This is a genomic window from Rhizobium sp. NLR8a, assembly GCF_019685235.1.
Lineage (GTDB): Bacteria > Pseudomonadota > Alphaproteobacteria > Rhizobiales > Rhizobiaceae > Rhizobium.
The window spans coordinates 45,696-63,558 of the sequence record NZ_JABDWI010000001.1; the positions used below are offsets into that span (position 1 = coordinate 45,696).

Genomic DNA, 17,863 nt, shown 5'->3' on the forward strand with positions numbered 1-17,863 from the left:
CGCTACTCTCCCGGCAGCCGCGCAGAGGCGTGCTCGACGCTCGCGGCTCCCGCTATCGCCCGCAGGTTGTCCAGCAGTGCGTTTATCCGCATCACATCAAGGTGGGCGTGGTAATCGTCGCCGACTTGCATCACCGGAGCCATCTCGCAGGCGCCGAGGCATTCGACAGTCGAGAGCGTGAACAGCCCGTCCGGGGTGGTGCCGCCTTTCCTGATCCCCAGCACTGTTTCCAGATGGTCTAGCAGGTCCTGCGATCCGCACAGCATGCAGGAAACATTGTTACAGAGCTGCAGGTGGAACATCCCCACCGGTTCGGTATGGAAGAGGGTGTAGAAGGTCGCCAACTCGTAGACCCAGATCCGCTCGACTCCGAGAATGTCGGCGACCTCTTCCAACACTGGCCCAGGCAGATGGCCATGTACTTCCTGCGCGATCAGGAGCGCGGGCATGATCGCAGAGCGCTGGTCGGGATACCGCGCCGCCGCCTCTTCGATCTTTTCGCGCATGGTCATCGCATTCAAATCCTTGCTACTTGTCCACCTCCGCCATCACGGGATCGAGGCTGCCGAGCACGGCGATCATGTCCGCCAGATAGCGGGCGTTCGCGACCCCGAAGAGGGCCTGAAGATTGACGAACGAGGGGGCCCGCACCTTCATGCGGAACGGTTTTGGAGACCCGTCGCTGATGATGTAGAAGCCAAGCTCGCCCTTTGGCGCCTCGATTGCCGAATAGACCTCGCCCCTCGGCACCTTGAAGCCGTAAGCCGACAGGTCGAAATGCTGGATCAGCGCCTCCATCGAGCAGTGCACCCGATCCTTGTCCAGCGGGAAGGCGATTGTCGGCATGTCGATCTGGAAAGGCCCCTCAGGCATCTGGTTGATGCATTGTTCGATGATCCCTATGCTCTCGCGCATCTCATCGACGCGGCATCGCCAGCGTGCATAGCAATCGCCCTCGTCACGGGTGATGACGTTGAAATCGAGCCGGTGGTAGATCTCGTAGGGCTCGTCGCGCCGGATGTCCCAGTCGACACCGGAAGCACGCAGGTTCGGGCCGCTGAGGCCGAGATCGACAGCATCCTCTGCGGAGATCACGCCGATCCCCTTCGTGCGATTGAGAAACACCCGGTTATCTTCGAGCAGTCGCTCATAGTCGCGGATACGGTTCGGAAAGATGTCGCAAAACTCCCGGATCCTGGGGAAGAACCCATCAGGCAGATCCTCGCGCACCCCGCCAACCCGGCAGAAGGACGTGTGCATGCGCGCACCGGTGATCATTTCCAGGAGGTCCATGATCATTTCACGCTCGCGCATGACGTAAAGCAGCGCGGTCATGGCGCCGAGATCCATCGGCAGCGCGCCGGTGATCAGGAGGTGACCGGAGATCCGTGCCAGCTCGGCCATCATCACGCGGATATATTGCGCTCGGATTGGGGCTTCTATGCCGAGGAGTTTCTCGACCGCCAGCGCGAAGGCGAGGTTGTTCGAGGGCGGACAGAGATAGTCGAGCCGATCCGTCAGCGGGAAAATCTGGGTATAGGTGAAGCTCTCCGCCAGTTTTTCAGTGCCACGATGGAGATAGCCGATATGCGGATCGACGCGCTCGACGAACTCGCCGTCCAGTTCGAGGACGAGCCGAAGAACCCCATGGGTGCTGGGGTGCTGCGGACCGAGGTTGAGAAGCACTTCTCTGGTATTGAGCGCTTCACCCTCAGGCCTGCTGAGCTCGGTGACTTCAGTCATCTCAACGTTCCGGCGTAGAACGGCCTCCCTTACGGAATGTCCCTGGTGGCAAGGTCGGGCTGTGTTGGCGGCGGACCCTCGGCACCGAAGGGGTTCAACTTGTCCTTATAGCCCCTGAGGGGGAAATCCTTGCGTTGCGGAAAGCCCTCGAAGCCTTCCCACATGTAGATCCGGCGCAGATCGGGATGTCCCTCGAACCGGATACCATACATGTCCCAGGCCTCACGCTCATGCCAGTTGGCGGTACGCCAGACGCCCGTGACCGAAGGCACTTCAGGAGGATCGCCAAGTCGGCACTTGATGCGGACCCGCCACCTGTTGGGCAGCGAGTAAAGATGGTAGACCGCCTCGAACCGCGGCATTTCGGGATAATGATCGACGCCGCAAATGTCCGAGAGGAAATTGAACTGCAGCGCCGGATGCTCTTTCAGGAGCCGGCAGAACTCAACGATCCTCTCGGGCGCAACGGCAAAGGCTTCGATACCGTGCGCAGTGCCGAGGTCCTCGATTGTTTCTCCGAAGCGCTCCAGGATCGGAGCGCGATTGAGGGACGGCTCCGCATTCATGACGCTATAACCCGATCCAGAGGTGTGCCGGCGAGCGCCCGGGACCTCTTGATCTTTTCTTGAAGCAGAAGGAAGCCGTGCATCAGCGCCTCGGGCCGGGGCGGACAGCCAGGCACATGCACATCGACGGGCACGAAGGTTTCCGATCCCTGCACCACGGCATAGGTGTTGTAGACCCCGCCCGAAATAGCGCAGGTGCCCATGGCGATCACCCAGCGCGGTTCCGGCATCTGGTCATAGAGTCGCCGCACGACGGGCGCGAATTTCCGGGTCACGGTGCCGGCGATGATCATGACGTCGGATTGTCTCGGCGAAGGGCGGAACACCACGCCGAACCGGTCGAGATCGTAGCGGGCACAACCGGCCGAGATCATCTCGATGGCGCAGCAGGCAATGCCGAAGGTCTCCGGCCACAGCGCCGATCTCCGGCTCCAACTGATGATGCTGTCGGCCGTGGTGAACAGCACGCTGTCGCGGATCGCGTTGTTTACGCCTCCCATTCCAGCGCTCCTTTCAGCCAGGCGTAGGCGAAGCCCACGAGAAGCAGCAATATGAAGACGATCATCTCGATATAGCCGACCAGCCCGATCTCTTTCAGGACGACGGCCCAGGGAAAGAGGAACATCGCTTCGACATCGAAAACGACCAGCAGGATCGCGAGGATAAAGAACGGCACCCTGAAGCGGCCCGCCGCCGCCTCGCCCGCTGCGTCCATGCCGCATTCATAAGGCATGTTCTTGGCGGGATAGGGATTGGATGGGCGCAGCAGCGAGGAAACCAACAACGTCACCCCCGCCACCAGAACGACTCCGGCGATCATGAAAAGAACCGGCAAGAATTCCATTGCAGTCATATCACTGCACCGGTTGCCCACCGACCTCATCCCGACGGGGTAAATAGGTCACGCCGCGGAGCGACTTGGGCAATCCTTCCTTCTCTTTCAAGTCTATTCCGTCGGTGTGATCATTGCAAATCCAATCGCTCACCCGCCAAAGACCGAGTCTTGGGCAAGCTTCAGAAACCACGACGGAAATAGGCCGATGCCGATGGTGCCGGCAGCGGTGACGGCGAGTGTCGCGCCCACCAGAGGCGTCAGCGCCGGGGCGAACGCCCTCTTCGGCTCGTGCATATAGATCACCATGACGATGCGGATGTAGAAATAGGCGGCGACCGCGCTGAACAGCACTGCGATGACCGCCAGCATGACGAAACCATGCTCGACGAGGGCGACCAGCACGTAAAACTTGGCGAAGAACCCGGCGGTCGGCGGAATGCCGGCCAATGAGAAGAGATAGAGCAGCATCAGAAGCGCCAGCCCCGGATGTGACTTGGCGAAACCCGCATAGTCTTCGATGACCTCGCCCGAGAAATCGCCGTTCCGCATCATGATGACGGCGCCGAAAATGCCGAGATTCATGAAGGCGTAGATCAGCAGATAGAGCATCACGCTGGCGATCCCATCGGCGCCGCCAGCGGCTACGCCGAAAATGGCGAAGCCGGCATGGGCGATACTGGAATAGGCCAGGAGACGCTTGAAATTATCCTGCACCAGCGCCACGAAGCTGCCAAGCGCCATCGTCACCACCGCGATGACGGCAACGATGATCCAGACGTCCGAGGCTGCGACCAGAGGGTTGAGGAACACCCGCAGAATCACCGCGAACCCCGCCGCCTTGGGGCCTACCGACATGAAGGCGGTGATCGTTGTCGGCGCGCCTTCATAGACGTCCGGCAGCCACATGTGGAAGGGAACCGCGCCGACCTTGAAGACCAGCCCGGCGACGATGAAGACCACCGCCAGCAACAATCCTGGATCGAGCGGATCGCCAGTCACGGCTGCAGCCATCCCGTCCAGTTGCGTTGTGCCGGTGAGCCCGTAGACCAGCGAAACGCCGTAAAGGAAAATCCCGGTCGAGACCGCGCCGAGGATGACATATTTCAGCGCTGCTTCGTTCGACCGCCGCTCACGCCGCAGGAAGCCGGTCAGCACATAGGTGCAAATCACCATCAGTTCGAGGCCTGCATAGATCGACAGGAGATCGGTCGCCGAGGCCATGATCATCATGCCCGAAAGCGCAAAGAGCAGCAGGACATAGTATTCGCTGCTCCCGATCCCTTCGATATCGGCATATCTTCGCGAAAGGAGGAATGTCAGAACGGTGGCTAGGTAGAATACGAACTTGAAGAAGACCGCGAAGCGGTCGGCGACGAACATGCCCGTGTAGGCCGGCCGTACCTCGCTCGCCAGCATGAGCGTCGCCAAGGCGGCAATCAATATGATCGCGACCGACGCCCAGACAAGGAAATCTTCCTGTCCCCTTCGCACAAACTGTCCCAGGATCAGCAGGATGCAGGCGCCGGTGATCACCACGATCTCGGGCAGGCTCGCTAGGGCCGACTGGAAAAGCGCGGCGGCGGTCATTGGCCGCTCCCCCTACTGTGCACATGTGTCACCAGATGCTTCACCGAGGCATCGATGACGTTGAGAAAGGGTTTCGGATAGAGCCCGACCCAGAGCACGAAGACGGCCAGCGGCAGGATCGCAGCCATCTCACGGGCGTTCACGTCGCGTATCGTTAACCGGGCGCTTGCGCTGGCCGGGCCCAGCGCGACCTTCCCATACATGCCGAGCAGATAGGCAGCCCCCAGCAATGCGCCCAGAACGGCGGCCGAGCCAAAGACCAGGTTGGCCGCAAATCCCCCTGACAGCACCAGCAATTCGCCCACGAACGAATTCGTTCCCGGCAACGCCATCGACGACAGGGTAAACAGTGCCAGAAACGTGGTGTAGACCGGCGCCACCTTCATCAACCCGCCATAGTCGGCGATGCTGCGGGTATGGGTCCGCTCGTAAATCAGCCCGACGAACAGGAAGAGGGCGCCTGTCGTCACGCCATGATTGAACATCTGCAGGATGCCGCCCTCGAGCCCGCGGAGGTTCAGCGCAAAAATCCCCAGTGTTACGAAGCCCATGTGGCTGATGCTGGAATAGGCCACCAGCTTCTTCAGATCGTCCTGCGCCAGCGCGAGCAACCCGCCATAGACGATCGCAAGCACCGAAAGCGCGAGCATCAGCGTCGAATAATACATCGATGCCTCCGGCAGCATCGGCAGCGAGAACCGCAGGAATCCGTAGGCGCCCATCTTCAGGAGCACGCCGGCGAGGATAATGCTGCCCGCCGTCGGCGCCTGCACATGGGCGTCCGGCAGCCAGGTATGGAGCGGCACCATCGGCACCTTGACCGCAAAAGCGATCAGGAAGGCGAAGAACAGCCAGGACTGGATCCGGAACGGCAAGTCCTGCTCTGTCAAGGCGAGGATATCGAAGGTCCTGCCACCGTAGAAATAGAGCACGATGACACCGATCAGGAACAGGAGGCTGCCCGCCAGCGTGTAGAGGAAAAACTTGATCGCCGCATAGACCCGACCCTCGCCGCCCCACACGCCGATGATGAGGTACATCGGGATCAGCATCGCCTCCCAAAAGACGTAGAAAAGGAACAGATCGAGCGCACAGAAGACGCCGAGCATCAGCGCTTGCATGAAGAGCAGGCAGATCATGAATTCCTTCACCTTGCTGTCGATCGCGACCCAGGAGGCGAGCACGCAGATCGACCCCAACAGTGCGGTCAGGAACACGAAGAGCGCGCTGATTCCGTCGATGCCAAGGGCATAATTGATCCCGAGCGCGGGTACCCACGGGTGCGTCTCGGTGAACTGCATGGCATGGGTCGTGGTGTCGAAGCTGACCAGCATGGCGATGCAGAGCGCAAGGTCGAGGACGGTGAAAGAGAGCGCAGTCCACCGCACCGCATCGGCACCGCGCAGGAACATCAGAATCGCGGCCCCGACAACGGGTGTGAATATGATGAGGCTGAGCAGCGGGAAGCCCATGGCACCCCCTATCGCCACGCCACGACGAAGACGGCGGTGGCTGCGATAAGACCGACGATCATCGCTAGCACGTAATGGGTCACGACACCCGTCTGGAGCCGCCTGAGCCGCCCGCCGCCGTTCAGGATCGAATGCGCAATGCCATTCACGACGGCATCCACGCCGGCAAGATCGAGCCGGAGTCCTGCCCGCGCCGCGCCGCGCAGCAAGGGCAGCGCCGCGGTCTCGGAGACATTGCTCACCGCCTGCTCATAGCGCGCCAGCGGTCTTTCGGCGAGCCACATGAAGGCCCGCGCACCCTTGCGGTAAAACCAGTCAGTGTCGAGGCTGATCGTGTTCTCGGGATCGAGCGCCCAGAGGAACAGCACGAACCCCAGGGCGGTGAACATCAGCAGCCCGAGGCTCTCCATCACATGCAAACCCGTATAGGGTTCGAAATCAACCGGATAGGGCAGAAGCGCATAAAGCGGCTGGGGGAACACCCCGATCGCAATGCAGAGCACCGCCGCCATGCCCATGGCAATCAGCATGTTGCGCGGCGGCTCCCGCGCCTCCAGTTTCCGGTCCGTCCCGAAGAACATGTAATAGGGAAGCTTGAGGCCAGTGTGCAGGAACGTCCCGGACGATGCCATGGTCAGCGCCAGCACCACCAGTGCGCGGTGATCCGCTCCTGCAGCCGCTATCACCATCGATTTGGTGACGAACCCCGAGAAGAACGGGAAGGCCGAGATCGCGAAGGCGCCGACCATGTAAAGCGCCACGGTCAGCGGCATGGTTTTGTAAAGCCCGCCAAGCTCGGTGAGCTTGCGTCGGCCGGTAACGTAGATGACGGCGCCGGCACCCATGAACAGCAGCGCCTTGTAGAGGATATGCGCGAAGGCGTGGCTGGTGGCTCCGTTCACCGCCATCTCGGTCCCGATGCCGATACCCGCGATCATGTAGCCCACCTGGCTGACGATGTGATAGGCGAGAAGCCGCCGGCAATCGTTCTCCAGCACGGCGTAGATGACGCCGTAGAGCGCCATGATGGTGCCGAGCCAGACAAGAAGCTCGGTCCCCGGAAACGCCCGCGCCATCACATAGACGGCGGTCTTGGTGGTAAACGCGCTCATGAACACCGCCCCGGTGACGGTCGCCTCCGGATAGGCATCGGTCAGCCAGGCATTGAGCGGCGGCACGGCCGCGTTGAGGATGAAGCCGGCGAGGATCAGGTAGTCGCCGACCCCCATTCCTCCGTTGGTGAGGGCCCCCGCGATCGGGCCGAAAAGCAGTGAACCGGTGGCGAGCCCGTGGGAAATGATGCCGCCGAGCAGGACGACGCCGCCGGTGATATGGACCATGAGGTAACGGAACCCGGCCCGGATCGCCGGCCCACCACGCTGCGCGAAGACCAGATAGGCGGAGGCGAATGCCATGCCCTCCCAGAACAGGTAGAGGGTCAGGTAGTCACCGGCAAACACCACGCCAAGTGCGCTGCCGACATAGACGAATGCCGCCACGTGCTGGCCGGCATCCGTCAGGTGCAGCGCGTAGACCATGCCGATCAGCGCCATGATGGTGAAAACGGTGGCAAAGACGATGCTGAGCTTGTCCACTTTCGCGATCAGGATCTCCTGCCCGATGAACCGCGCTTCGCCATAGCTGCCCGGCTCCATCGCAAGCACGGCAAGGATCGCCAGCGCAGGGATCAGAAGCAGATAGGCCTTGCGGACCCACCCGCCGAGGAAAGGGATCGGCAGGGCGCCAAGAATAAAGAGCAGAGCCGGATGGATGAAGTCAGTCATAATAGTCCTCGCGCCGCATCAGCCCGACCCGATGGCCGAGAAACTTGGAAACGAAGATAAGCAGGACACAGGAGACGAATCCGTAGACGGCGGACCAGCCCGGCAGACTGTCCCACAGATATTCGGCGTGCTCGCGGAAGACCAGAAAGTCGGCGACGACGATCAGGACGAGCACGAGGTAGAACAGTCGGCGCCGCCGCCTCGCATATTGCTCGGCACCAAAGAAGTCGACGACACGCTTGATCATCGGATCACTCCGTCTGCCAGGGTAAGAAAATAGCTCGGGAAAATGCCCATCAGCACCGACAGGATCGCCGTTGCGACCAGCGGAATCGTCACCAGTGGAATTTCACGGACCGTCGTGCGGCTCTCCTGCGTCTCCGCCTGGAAGAAGGCGGCATAGCTGACCGGCAGGAAATAGGCGGCGTTCAGGATTGAGCTCACCAGGAGCACGACCAGGAACGCGGTCTCTCCCGCCGCCACGGCCCCCTTCGCCAGATACCACTTGCTGACGAAGCCCGCGGTCGGCGGTATCCCGATCATGCTGAGCGAGGCGACGAAAAATGCCCCCATCGTCCAGGGCAGCCTGCGGCCGATACCGGCCATGTCGCTGATGTTGCGCTTGCCCGACGCGCAATAGATCGACCCGGCGCAGAAAAAGAGCGTGATCTTGGAGAATGCGTGCGCCGCGATGTGGATGATCCCGCCGACCATCGCGACCGGCGACAACAGAACCGCGCCCAGGACGATGTAGGAGAGCTGGCTGACCGTCGAATAGGCGAGCCTGGCCTTCAGGTCGTCCCGCGTCAGGGCGTAAACCGACGCCATCAGGATCGTGAACGAAGCCAGATAGGCCGTGGCGATGCCGAGACCCAGCCCACCCACTAGTCCGGTGCCGAAAACATGGAACACCACCCGCAGAACGCAGAACACGCCCATCTTGACCACTGCCACTGCATGCAAAAGCGCGCTGACCGGTGTCGGCGCGACCATCGCGGCGGGCAGCCAGGCGTGCATCGGCATCACGGCGGCCTTGGCGAAGCCGAAAAGATAGCAGAAATAGACGACCGTCAGCAGCGCCGCCGAGGCATCGCTCCCCGCCAGCAGTCCCCCCGCGACAAAGTCGAGCGACCCCGCAATATGGTAAGTCAGCGCCAGTGCGGCGAGCAGCGCGCTTTTCGAGGCGCCCATCAGATAAACGAGGTACTTGCGGCCACCCCTCCATCCCTCCTCGTCCTCGTGGTGGTAGACGAGCGGATAGGTGACGAGGCTGAGCACCTCGTAGAAGATCACCAGCGTAAACAGATTGGCGGCGAAGGCGCCCCCGGCGGCGGCCGCAAGACTGCTGGCGAAGCAGGCGAAGAACCGGGTCTGCGCATGCTCGTTCAAATGCCGCATGTAGCCAATGGAATAGATCGCCGCCACGATCCATAGCAGCGACGAGACGGTGGCAAACACCATTCCGAGCGCATCGACCCGGAAAGCAAAGTCGATCCCCGGCAGAATCTCGAACAGGCGCAATTCGACCGTCCCGCCCGCCAGCACCGTGGGCGCCATCGACAAGACAATCGCGAACATGGCGATCGCGGCCAATGGCGAGACCAGATTGCGAAGTCTCTCGCGGTTATTCAAAAGGAGAACTGCAAGGGCGGCCAGACCGGCGACGGCGATGGCAAGCAACGGCCGGATCGATACAACCGGGTCCAAAGCCGCTATCCTTTCATCACCGTCACGTCGTCGATCTTGAGGGTGGATTTGTTCCTCACGAGCGCAACCAGGATACCGAGGGCGACGGCAACTTCCGCCGCGGTGATTGCGATGACGAAGATCGCGAAGATCTGCCCGCGGAAATCAGCGTGGTAACGCCCGAAAGCGATGAAATTGATGTTGACCGAGTTGAGCAGCAGCTCCAGCGACATCAGTACGACGAGAATATTGCGCCTGAGCAGCACGCCCGCCGCTCCGATCACGAACAGGACCACTCCGAGCACAACATACCACCAGAGCGGAACCATCATCCCTGCTCCTTCCGCGCCAGCATGATGGCGCCGACCAAGGCCGCCAGCAGGATTACGGAGGCGGTTTCAAACGGCAGCAGATAGTCGGCGAAAAGTGCTGTGCCAAGCTGCCTGACCTCATCGCCGCCGCCCATCGCGACGGGCTCCACGACCGAAAAGCGGTCGCTCCAGAGCACCAGCACGAGCATCTCGACCCCGAGCAGGACGAGCAGTATCAGAGCCGGCAGGTTGCCGCCCGGCAAGAACCGCTGCAACACCGCTTCGCGCACATCGATCATCATGATCACGAACAGGAACAGGACCATGATCGCGCCGATATAGACGAAGATCTGGATGACCGCGAGCAACGGCGCCTCGAGCAAGACGAAGATTGCCGAGATCTGCAGAAAACACGCCATCAGCGCCAATGCGCTGTGAACCGGATTGCGCGCCAGGACCACCGTCAGGGCCGTGATCACGGATACCGCAGCGAACAGAAGAAAGAACCCCTGATCCATCGACGCCGACCCTCCGACGCGAACTGCCACTCGGCGCGAGACGGCCGGGTTCGAGACTGCGCCGCAACTTCAGATGCCTTCGCAAATTGTGCCCTAGTATCGGATTTTTCACAAGATTATTGTCATCGGGGGAGCAAGATCGAGTCCGTCCGGATGTGGCGAAGGTCGCTTGCCAAGCGCGCGCTTTCGATGGGGCCTGCAAGCAGGCGAAGCCGACGACGCGGGACAGAAAACAACAAATCCTGCTTCCCAAATCAACATTCGCCAAGCCGCCAATAGGCGCATTGGTATAAGCTCGGGGCCGAGAAGGTAGAGCATGGACGGGCGAGAAATTCCTCTTGCAGGCCATCTTCGTCTCCCGGTTGAATGGTGGTCGACGAGGCTGGAGCGGCTGTCTCGATTGCCTTCTTGACATCCGTGGGCGCTTACCGCGCACCCTGATCCAGGCGCGTGCGGATCGCGTTCATCTGCTCGATCTCCGCACGCTGGCCGCGCGAGATATTGGCGCAGAGCGCGACCAGTTCAGGATCGTTGAGGGCTGCTTCCCGGCACATGAGGATTGCACCTGAATGATGAGGCACCATGGAGGCGATGAATTGGCGGTCGCCTATGAGAGCCTGTGTGCGAGTGCCTGCAAATGCCGCGACGAACAGGATCACAAGGCCGACATGGATTGCGGCGTTCAGCTTCCTGTTCCGGTACATGCCGCCCATGGTGGCGAGCATGATGATGCCCATCGGGGCCACCATCGTCAGCGCCATGTAGAGCATGTTGAGATTGTTCCGGAAATCGCTCCAGCCATCGATCATCGAAAACATCACGAAGTACATGACGATGAGGCTGAGGATCATGTTGACAGCGAACATGGAATAGGGATGCCTGCTCATCTCCTCATGTCGGGAATTATGGTGGTCGCGCATCGCTAACTTCCTTCCGGCCTCCGGACCGAGTCGGAAGGCGGTTAAAGCAATTCCAGGAAAAGTGCGAAGCCGTTTTCCCTCCGGAATCGCGTCAATCCAAAAGGTTAGAGCGGTTCTGCGCTTCCGTGAAAAGCTGAACCGCTCCAGATATTTCCGAGGCAACAACTCGGAGGCATATCGCCTTAACCTTGCATGGGCGGGTTGGTTCCCGGGTTACCAGAGCTTGCCGGATGCGGGAGCCCGAGCTTGCTGATCAGATCGCGCCGTCATAAGCGATCTACGTCATCATCCCCGTCGCCATGTGGTCCAGGTGGTGGCAGTGCAGCGGCCAACGGCCGGGATTGACGGTATCGAGCTGTGCCAGGTGGCTTCGTGTGATTGCCTCGCTAGTTCCCGTCTTTCAGGGAGAAGGCGAGTACATAGTCGCCGACATCAGTCGAATTTGCTGCTCCGCCAATCGAGACCAGAACATATTGCTTGCCTGTCTTCGGTGAGACGTAGGTCATCGGCGTCGCACTCGAGCCGACCGGCAGAGGAAATTTCCAGAGTTCGTTGCCGTTCTCGGCGTCATAGGCGCGGATGTAGTAGTCCTGGAAGCCGGCAAAGAAGACGACGCCGCCGGCGGTCGTAGATGTGCCAGCATAGGTCGGCAGGCCCATCGACATGGGTAAATTCATCTTGATCTTGAACGGTCCGAGCTGTTCAGCAGTCCCGGCCGGCACCTGCCATGCGATTTGGCGTGTGTTCAGATCCACGGCCGTCAGCGTGCCCCATGGTGGTTGCGTACAGGGAATGCGCAGTCTCGACGTCCATTTCTCGGTCGTCATACCATAAGGTTTGCCGCGCTGTGGGGCGGAGGGGCCGTGCGCGGTCGTGACGAGGGCGAAATCGACGTAATCGGCCCGCGGAACGAGGGCGAAGATGCTGGGAACGCGAATGTCGTTCATGAAGACGCGGTTGTTGGCCAGGTCGACCGAGACGCTTCCCCAGTTGAGACCGCCCAGATTTCCCGGCTGCTGAAGTGCGGGATGCGTGCCGATCGGGGTGAAATCGCCGTCGTAGCGCATCTTGCGAAAGGCGATGCGGCAGGCCAGTTGATCGAACATCGTCAGGCCCCAGGCCCGCTGCTCCGTGACACGTTCCGCACCGATCGTCGGCATGCCGACGGAATAAGGCTGTGTCGGTGACAGTCTCTCCTCCGGCGCGCCGCCCGTTTGCGGCACCGGCTTTTCCTGAACTTCGGCGAGGGGAAGGCCGGTCTGGCGATTGAGCAGGAAAAGCTGCCCACGTTTGGTGGTCTGCAAGATGGCCGGCACGGTGGCGCCATTGCCATCGGGCAGGTCGATCAACAGCGGTTGGGCCGGCAGATCATAGTCCCAGATATCGTGATGCACGGTCTGGAATTTCCATCTCTCCCTGCCGGTCGTCACATCGAGCGCCACCAATGTCGCGTTGTACTGATCGGCGAAAGCCGGACGACTGGCGCCGTAATAATCCGGCGTGGTATTGCCGAGCGGGGCATAGATGAGGCCGAGTTTGTCGTCGAAGGCGGCTGTCGTCCACATATTGGGCGTGGCGCGGGTGTAGGTCTCGCCTGCTGGCGGAAGCTTGGTGATCGCAGGATTGCCGAGATCCCAGGCCCATTCGAGCTCACCGGTCACCACGTTGAATGCGCGGATCACGCCTGACGGCTCGCCGACCTCCTGATTGTCGGTGACCCAGCCTCCGATGACAATCAGGTTGCGGGCAATCAGCGGAGCCGATGTCTGGAAATAGTAGCCGGTCTTGATTTCACCCATGCCCTGAGAGAGCTGCACGGTGCCGTTGTCGCCGAAGCCCGTGCATGGCGCGCCGGTCTTGCTGTCGATCTCGAGGAGGCGGGCATCGATGGTCGTCTGTATCAGGCGCTCGTTGCAGAGGCCATCGGGCGATCGGCTCTCCTCCGGCATCTTGTAATAGCCGAGGCCGCGGCAACGCTGCCAATAAGGCGCCGACGCCTTCGGATCGAAGGTCCAGCGGGGTTTTCCGGTATCGGCATCAAGGGCGGCGATCACATCCGTCGGCGTGCAGGTGTAGACCGTATCGCCGATCTGCAAAGGCGTGTTTTGGTCGACGCCGTCGCCTCTTCCGGTGCGATATGTCCAGGCAAGGTCAAGCTTGGCAATGTTGCCGCGATTGATCTGGTCGAATGGGGAATAGCGATCTCCGGCCGTGCTGCGGCCGTAGGATGTCCAATCGGAGGGGGAATTGTCGCCTCTGACCGTCTTGTAGGCAGGAATATCGCCGGAGGGGCGGATCACCTGATGCGGCGTGAAAGCAAGGGCAAAGCCCGCGGCAAACAGAATGGCGGCAAGCAGGGCGCCGCCGTGGAAGAGCTTCCGGCTGGCGGTCGGCAAACGCGCTGGTGCAAAAAGAAGCGCAAATCCCGCCAGCGCGATCGGGGACATCAAGCGTGCGAAGAGCCCCCAGAAATTGGTGCCGGACTCCCATAATGCCCAGGGAAGGGTGAAAACGGCGATAAGCAGGATGATGAGTGCGCCCAGTCGCTTGCGGCGCCATAGCAGAACGGCCGCAATGAGGTAGGCAAGCCCTGTGATTGCGTAATAGGGCGAGCCGCCGAGGCTGAGCAGCAAGGCGCCGCCTCCCATCAAGCCCAGTCCGATAAAGGCGAGAACGATACAGAACAGAGCGGCCAGAAATTTCATTCGTTCCTCATCCAATTCGCTGCGCGATCGCCCGTATTCGTCTCCGACCATGAAACGGCGCCTCGGGCAGCACAGCGCCATTGGACCGATGGTCAGCTATTCGTCCCGAAGCGGGCAGTCCCTCAAATTTTTCCTGATGTAGCTCTGGTCACTGACACGTGTCCCCGAGCCGGCAATGATGCTTGCGATTGCGTCAAAACTTCTGAAAGGGTCACTGATGGTTCTCGGCGAAAAGCTTGATCTGGCGAAGGGGCGGCCGACAGGATTTGACTACATGCGATTGCTGTTGGCCTTTTCGGTGCTTTGGATACATACGGCTCGCGTCACCTATGGCGATGATCTGTTTTTGTGGGAAACGCCCCTGCGTCCTTTTATCAAGTCGGTGCTGCCCATGTTCTTTGCCTTGAGCGGGTTCCTGGTCGCCGGCAGTCTCGGGCGGTCGAAGACGTTGATCTCCTTTCTTGGCAATCGATTTATCCGGATTTACCCCGCCCTCGCAGTGGAAGTGTTTCTGGCTGCTTTTATACTTGGAGCGATCTATACCGAGTATGACCTCAGTAACTACTTTACCGACCCCCAGTTTTTTGCATATCTGCTGAATGTCACCGGGCACATTCACTTCAATCTTCCGGGGGTGTTCCCGAGCAATCCTGACGCCGCGATGGTGAACGGGCAGCTCTGGACCGTGCCCTTCGAACTTGAATGCTACGTCGCGATTGCCGCGCTTTTCCTGCTCGGCGTGGTCAGGCGGCGCGTGCTCGCGCTCATCGCAACGACGGCGTTGATCGTGGGTTTTGGGCTTGCGAGATATTGGAAGCATGAAAGCAACTGGGCATCCATGCCTACGACCGCGTCGGGGAATCTGCTGATCGGCGCCTTCCTCGTGGGCGTGACCATCTATCTCTATAGGGACAAGATTCTGTGGGATGTCCGCATCTTCATCGCTGCTGTGGCCGTCATATTGTGGGCTTATTGGTTCAGCTCCTTTGGGGACTTCGTTGCCATTCCGGCTATTGGATATGTAACGGTCTTTCTCGGCCTGACCTCGCCCCGCAAGCTCGGAGTGCTTCAGGGGGCCGACTACTCCTACGGCGTATTCCTCTATGGCTATCCCATCCAGCAGGCCTTCGTCGCACTCGGACCCTGGGCGCATAACTGGTGGCTGAATGGGATCGTCTGCAGCATCATTGTCACTTGTTTTGCCGCCTTCTCATGGCGATTCATCGAAAGGCCGGCGTTGGAATTGAGGAAACAGGTGACTTGGCTCGAGAACCTCTACCTGCAGCGCGGCACAAGACGGGAATTGGCCGGCGCGGTTTTGAAATAGGCTTCTCGACCGCCCATCCGGGAGTGTGCGTGACCAGCAGAGAGATCATCGGGGTTTGCGGTCGCCGCGAGCCTTGTTGATGCGCGGCGACTATTCCAGATGAAAGGCTTATGCCGACCGCAACATGACTTTTCGGATGTTGCTGCACCGAGTGCGCTGCATGTCAGCGCTGGAACCGTTCAGATTTCGCTACTGGAGATATTCTTCCAATCTTTCCAGCCTTCACCCTGAATGAGCCCGTGATCGGACAAGTCCTTCCAGTTCGTGTAAGTGCCCGTATCGTCATGGACGAAGTCAGTCATGTCCTTGCCGGAGGAGTAAACGGTGTATTCATCAGTATGCTGAGAACGATGCGCGGCATCGGAAACCTTATGCACGAAGGTCGATAGGAACTTGAAGTGGAGAAGGGCGCCGGATACGCAAAGTGCGCCGCGCATCTCGCCCAGATTCAGGGAAAGCGGCCAGACCTGGTGCGATGATTTGAGAAACAGCCGTTCACCTGTCACATAGACGAGAGGGATCTTGTTGAGCGCCGGCCCGTCCCACAGCCGATCGTGAAAATAGATGCGTCCGCGAACGCCGCCTTTGATCCATATTGTCCAGTTGCGTTCGTCGAAATGTGCGACATAGCCGGATCGGTCGAAAAGGTTGCAGACTTCGAGCGGGTTGCGGCCGGGTTCACATATGTTTTCGAGAACCGGACGCGGGCTGTACATGTCGATCATGACCGAGCGGAGGGAATGGCCGCCAGTGGCTTCCATGTAGGCGGTCAGCTGATCGATCGGGCGGGTGTCGCAATGCGGATAGACCAGGAACTCGTCTGCATCGACATAAAGGACCCATTTCTCCCGGCAGTGCCGGTTGATGACCTCGTTGATCCAGTCGTTTCCGAACCTTGCCGCCTTGTAGGAGCCATGCGCCGAAAGGAGCGAGACATCGTCGAAGCCGGACAGCAATTCGGCCGTTCCGTCCGTCGAGCCGTTGTCGATGCAGATGAAATGCTCGAAGCCGAGATCACGATAATATTGCAGGAAAAATTCCAGCCGATGGCCTTCGTCACGGATGACGCAGATGACCACGTGACGCGCCTGCCTGAGGCCGCTGCGCAACCGGTCGTAACGAAGCTGCCGAGCCTTGAGCGACCGGCGCAGGCGAGCTTTTGCGTAATGCGAGATACTGGCCACGGAAACCCGATAACTCATATTCCATCCTGAACATTATCCGTTCCCGGATTCATTAGGCTTGCTTCGAGAAGCCCGACAGACGGAGCGCAGAGCAATTTCGGCTGGTGGGAACAATATGCGGTCATCATACGGCGTAATCGCCAACCAGCAGGCTCTGGACCCGTGGGTGGGGGCCGTTCCTCTCGATCGCGTGTTCGATGCGTGCCCGCATCGACCGGTATTTATAGAGCATCTTCCGATCGAAGCTTATTCCGCGATAGAGCGCGTTGTAGATCGGATGGGCTTTGCGCAGATCGACATAGACTTGGCTTTCCCGATCAGTCCATGGAAAGAAGGTTCCATGCCATGGCTTCGGATGCGCCATGTAGTGGACGATCGCCAGCGACGACATGTTCACCAGATGCAGAAACTGCTTGGGAAAGTTCCAGCGGTTGGACACGAGGATGAGCGATGAACCGCGAACGTAGTTCAATGCGCCCTGATCATGTTTGCCCTCGCAAGCCTCGGGGTTGCTGGCGAAAAGCTCAAGCGCTTCCTGCCCGATCCAGCCGTTGCGATGGAACTTCAGGACCCCTGCATTGAAGTAGTGGTTGTCCTTTCCAGTGTTGAGGAAGTCCTGGATTGCCGTGTAATCGCGGGCGGCGAAAAACCGGCCCTCGGGCACGGTGGCGTTTTCGAGTTTGCCGAGATCGCTGACGATCTGGGTATCGCCATCGAGATAGATGATCTGGCTGTAATGGGCAGGCAGGATCTCGCAAAGGACAAGTTTGGCCATCGTGCTGACGCTGATGCGCCCCCTAAAATGCGAAGGGTCGAGCTTGCCGAGCGAATCTTGCAGCGCGTCGGTCGCATCGACCAATTCGACTCCGCTCGCGGTGAGGAGGGCTCTCAACTCATTGAAATTGTCGAGACGTTCAGACATGAGCACGCAAACGTCGCTTGCGGGGCTTGCGAATTTGCGAGCCTGAAGCGCGGAAAGGATAGTTGGAAATGAATATTCGACATCCGTGACGTAGACGACGCATTGATTGTTCATGTCTTCACCCTTCCGGTACTCTTCAATGCGAGTGAGTGACTGCTCCCTTCAGGATAGCGGGAACAGTTGTTGATCGATCCGGCAGACCTGTCGTATGACAGGCTGGTCCGGTATATATTTCGGATCGCTGGACCGCTCGTTTGTTGAAACAGCATCCGGCCGCTGGCGGTTTTTGTGTGTTCCATTGTT

Annotated in this window: 18 protein-coding genes; 1 reads left to right on the top strand and 17 read right to left on the bottom strand. The window is 60.0% G+C overall.

Going from position 1 to position 17,863, the window contains the following annotated elements:
* Nucleotides 1-2 precede the first annotated feature (2 nt).
* The 15 genes from nuoE to HJC04_RS00240 all read right to left on the bottom strand — a co-directional run bounded on the left by nuoE (nucleotide 3) and on the right by HJC04_RS00240 (nucleotide 14,127).
* Nucleotides 3-512 carry an NADH-quinone oxidoreductase subunit NuoE gene (gene nuoE / locus HJC04_RS00170; RefSeq protein ID WP_221144562.1) on the bottom strand — a complete coding sequence of 170 codons (510 nt, stop codon included), beginning with the start codon at nucleotides 510-512 and terminating at the stop codon, nucleotides 3-5.
* A 16-nt stretch (nucleotides 513-528) separates the two neighbouring features.
* Nucleotides 529-1,743 carry an NADH dehydrogenase (quinone) subunit D gene (gene nuoD / locus HJC04_RS00175; RefSeq protein WP_221144564.1) on the bottom strand — a complete coding sequence of 405 codons (1,215 nt, stop codon included), beginning with the start codon at nucleotides 1,741-1,743 and terminating at the stop codon, nucleotides 529-531.
* 29 nt (nucleotides 1,744-1,772) lie between these two features.
* Nucleotides 1,773-2,309, bottom strand: a complete 537-nt coding sequence (locus HJC04_RS00180; protein WP_210629996.1) for an NADH-quinone oxidoreductase subunit C — start codon at nucleotides 2,307-2,309, stop codon at nucleotides 1,773-1,775.
* Nucleotides 2,306-2,809, bottom strand: coding sequence for an NADH-quinone oxidoreductase subunit B family protein (locus HJC04_RS00185; RefSeq protein ID WP_003582024.1), 504 nt, complete (start codon nucleotides 2,807-2,809; stop codon nucleotides 2,306-2,308). Before HJC04_RS00185 ends, HJC04_RS00180 begins: the two co-directional genes overlap by 4 nt.
* Complete coding sequence (locus HJC04_RS00190; RefSeq protein WP_210629997.1) at nucleotides 2,797-3,162, bottom strand: NADH-quinone oxidoreductase subunit A; 366 nt, start codon at nucleotides 3,160-3,162, stop codon at nucleotides 2,797-2,799. Before HJC04_RS00190 ends, HJC04_RS00185 begins: the two co-directional genes overlap by 13 nt.
* A gap of 129 nt (nucleotides 3,163-3,291) precedes the next feature.
* Nucleotides 3,292-4,731: an NADH-quinone oxidoreductase subunit N gene (locus HJC04_RS00195; RefSeq protein WP_221144566.1), complete on the bottom strand. Its 1,440-nt coding sequence runs from the start codon at nucleotides 4,729-4,731 to the stop codon at nucleotides 3,292-3,294.
* Nucleotides 4,728-6,203, bottom strand: coding sequence for an NADH-quinone oxidoreductase subunit M (locus tag HJC04_RS00200; protein WP_210629999.1), 1,476 nt, complete (start codon nucleotides 6,201-6,203; stop codon nucleotides 4,728-4,730). The genes HJC04_RS00195 and HJC04_RS00200 overlap by 4 nt, the downstream gene beginning before the upstream one ends.
* Nucleotides 6,204-6,211: 8 nt before the next feature.
* Nucleotides 6,212-7,987 (bottom strand): Na(+)/H(+) antiporter subunit D, encoded by a 1,776-nt coding sequence (locus HJC04_RS00205; protein WP_221144568.1) that lies wholly within the window; start codon nucleotides 7,985-7,987, stop codon nucleotides 6,212-6,214.
* Nucleotides 7,980-8,234 carry a hypothetical protein gene (locus tag HJC04_RS00210; RefSeq protein ID WP_210630001.1) on the bottom strand — a complete coding sequence of 85 codons (255 nt, stop codon included), beginning with the start codon at nucleotides 8,232-8,234 and terminating at the stop codon, nucleotides 7,980-7,982. Before HJC04_RS00210 ends, HJC04_RS00205 begins: the two co-directional genes overlap by 8 nt.
* On the bottom strand, nucleotides 8,231-9,694 hold the full coding sequence (locus HJC04_RS00215; protein WP_210630002.1) for a monovalent cation/H+ antiporter subunit D family protein: 1,464 nt from the start codon (nucleotides 9,692-9,694) through the stop codon (nucleotides 8,231-8,233). The genes HJC04_RS00210 and HJC04_RS00215 overlap by 4 nt, the downstream gene beginning before the upstream one ends.
* A 5-nt stretch (nucleotides 9,695-9,699) precedes the next feature.
* Nucleotides 9,700-10,002 (bottom strand): NADH-quinone oxidoreductase subunit NuoK, encoded by a 303-nt coding sequence (nuoK, locus tag HJC04_RS00220; protein WP_221144734.1) that lies wholly within the window; start codon nucleotides 10,000-10,002, stop codon nucleotides 9,700-9,702.
* Complete coding sequence (locus HJC04_RS00225) at nucleotides 10,002-10,502, bottom strand: NADH-quinone oxidoreductase subunit J (protein ID WP_210630004.1); 501 nt, start codon at nucleotides 10,500-10,502, stop codon at nucleotides 10,002-10,004. The genes nuoK and HJC04_RS00225 overlap by 1 nt, the downstream gene beginning before the upstream one ends.
* A 425-nt stretch (nucleotides 10,503-10,927) precedes the next feature.
* On the bottom strand, nucleotides 10,928-11,422 hold the full coding sequence (locus tag HJC04_RS00230) for a DUF305 domain-containing protein (protein WP_210630005.1): 495 nt from the start codon (nucleotides 11,420-11,422) through the stop codon (nucleotides 10,928-10,930).
* Between the two features lie 277 nt (nucleotides 11,423-11,699).
* Nucleotides 11,700-11,801: a multicopper oxidase domain-containing protein gene (locus HJC04_RS32145; RefSeq protein WP_210631570.1), complete on the bottom strand. Its 102-nt coding sequence runs from the start codon at nucleotides 11,799-11,801 to the stop codon at nucleotides 11,700-11,702.
* 7 nt (nucleotides 11,802-11,808) lie between these two features.
* On the bottom strand, nucleotides 11,809-14,127 hold the full coding sequence (locus HJC04_RS00240; protein WP_221144571.1) for a membrane-bound PQQ-dependent dehydrogenase, glucose/quinate/shikimate family: 2,319 nt from the start codon (nucleotides 14,125-14,127) through the stop codon (nucleotides 11,809-11,811).
* Between the two features lie 217 nt (nucleotides 14,128-14,344).
* Between HJC04_RS00240 and HJC04_RS00245 the strand changes: the two genes are divergently transcribed.
* Nucleotides 14,345-15,454 carry an acyltransferase gene (locus HJC04_RS00245; protein ID WP_210631571.1) on the top strand — a complete coding sequence of 370 codons (1,110 nt, stop codon included), beginning with the start codon at nucleotides 14,345-14,347 and terminating at the stop codon, nucleotides 15,452-15,454.
* Between the two features lie 179 nt (nucleotides 15,455-15,633).
* On the opposite strand, the gene HJC04_RS00250 is transcribed toward HJC04_RS00245, so the two are convergent.
* A complete protein-coding gene (locus HJC04_RS00250) occupies nucleotides 15,634-16,656 on the bottom strand; it encodes a glycosyltransferase family 2 protein (protein ID WP_221144573.1) in 1,023 nt (340 codons plus the stop codon).
* Between the two features lie 106 nt (nucleotides 16,657-16,762).
* Complete coding sequence (locus HJC04_RS00255; protein ID WP_221144575.1) at nucleotides 16,763-17,674, bottom strand: glycosyltransferase; 912 nt, start codon at nucleotides 17,672-17,674, stop codon at nucleotides 16,763-16,765.
* Between the last annotated feature and the right edge of the window lie 189 nt (nucleotides 17,675-17,863).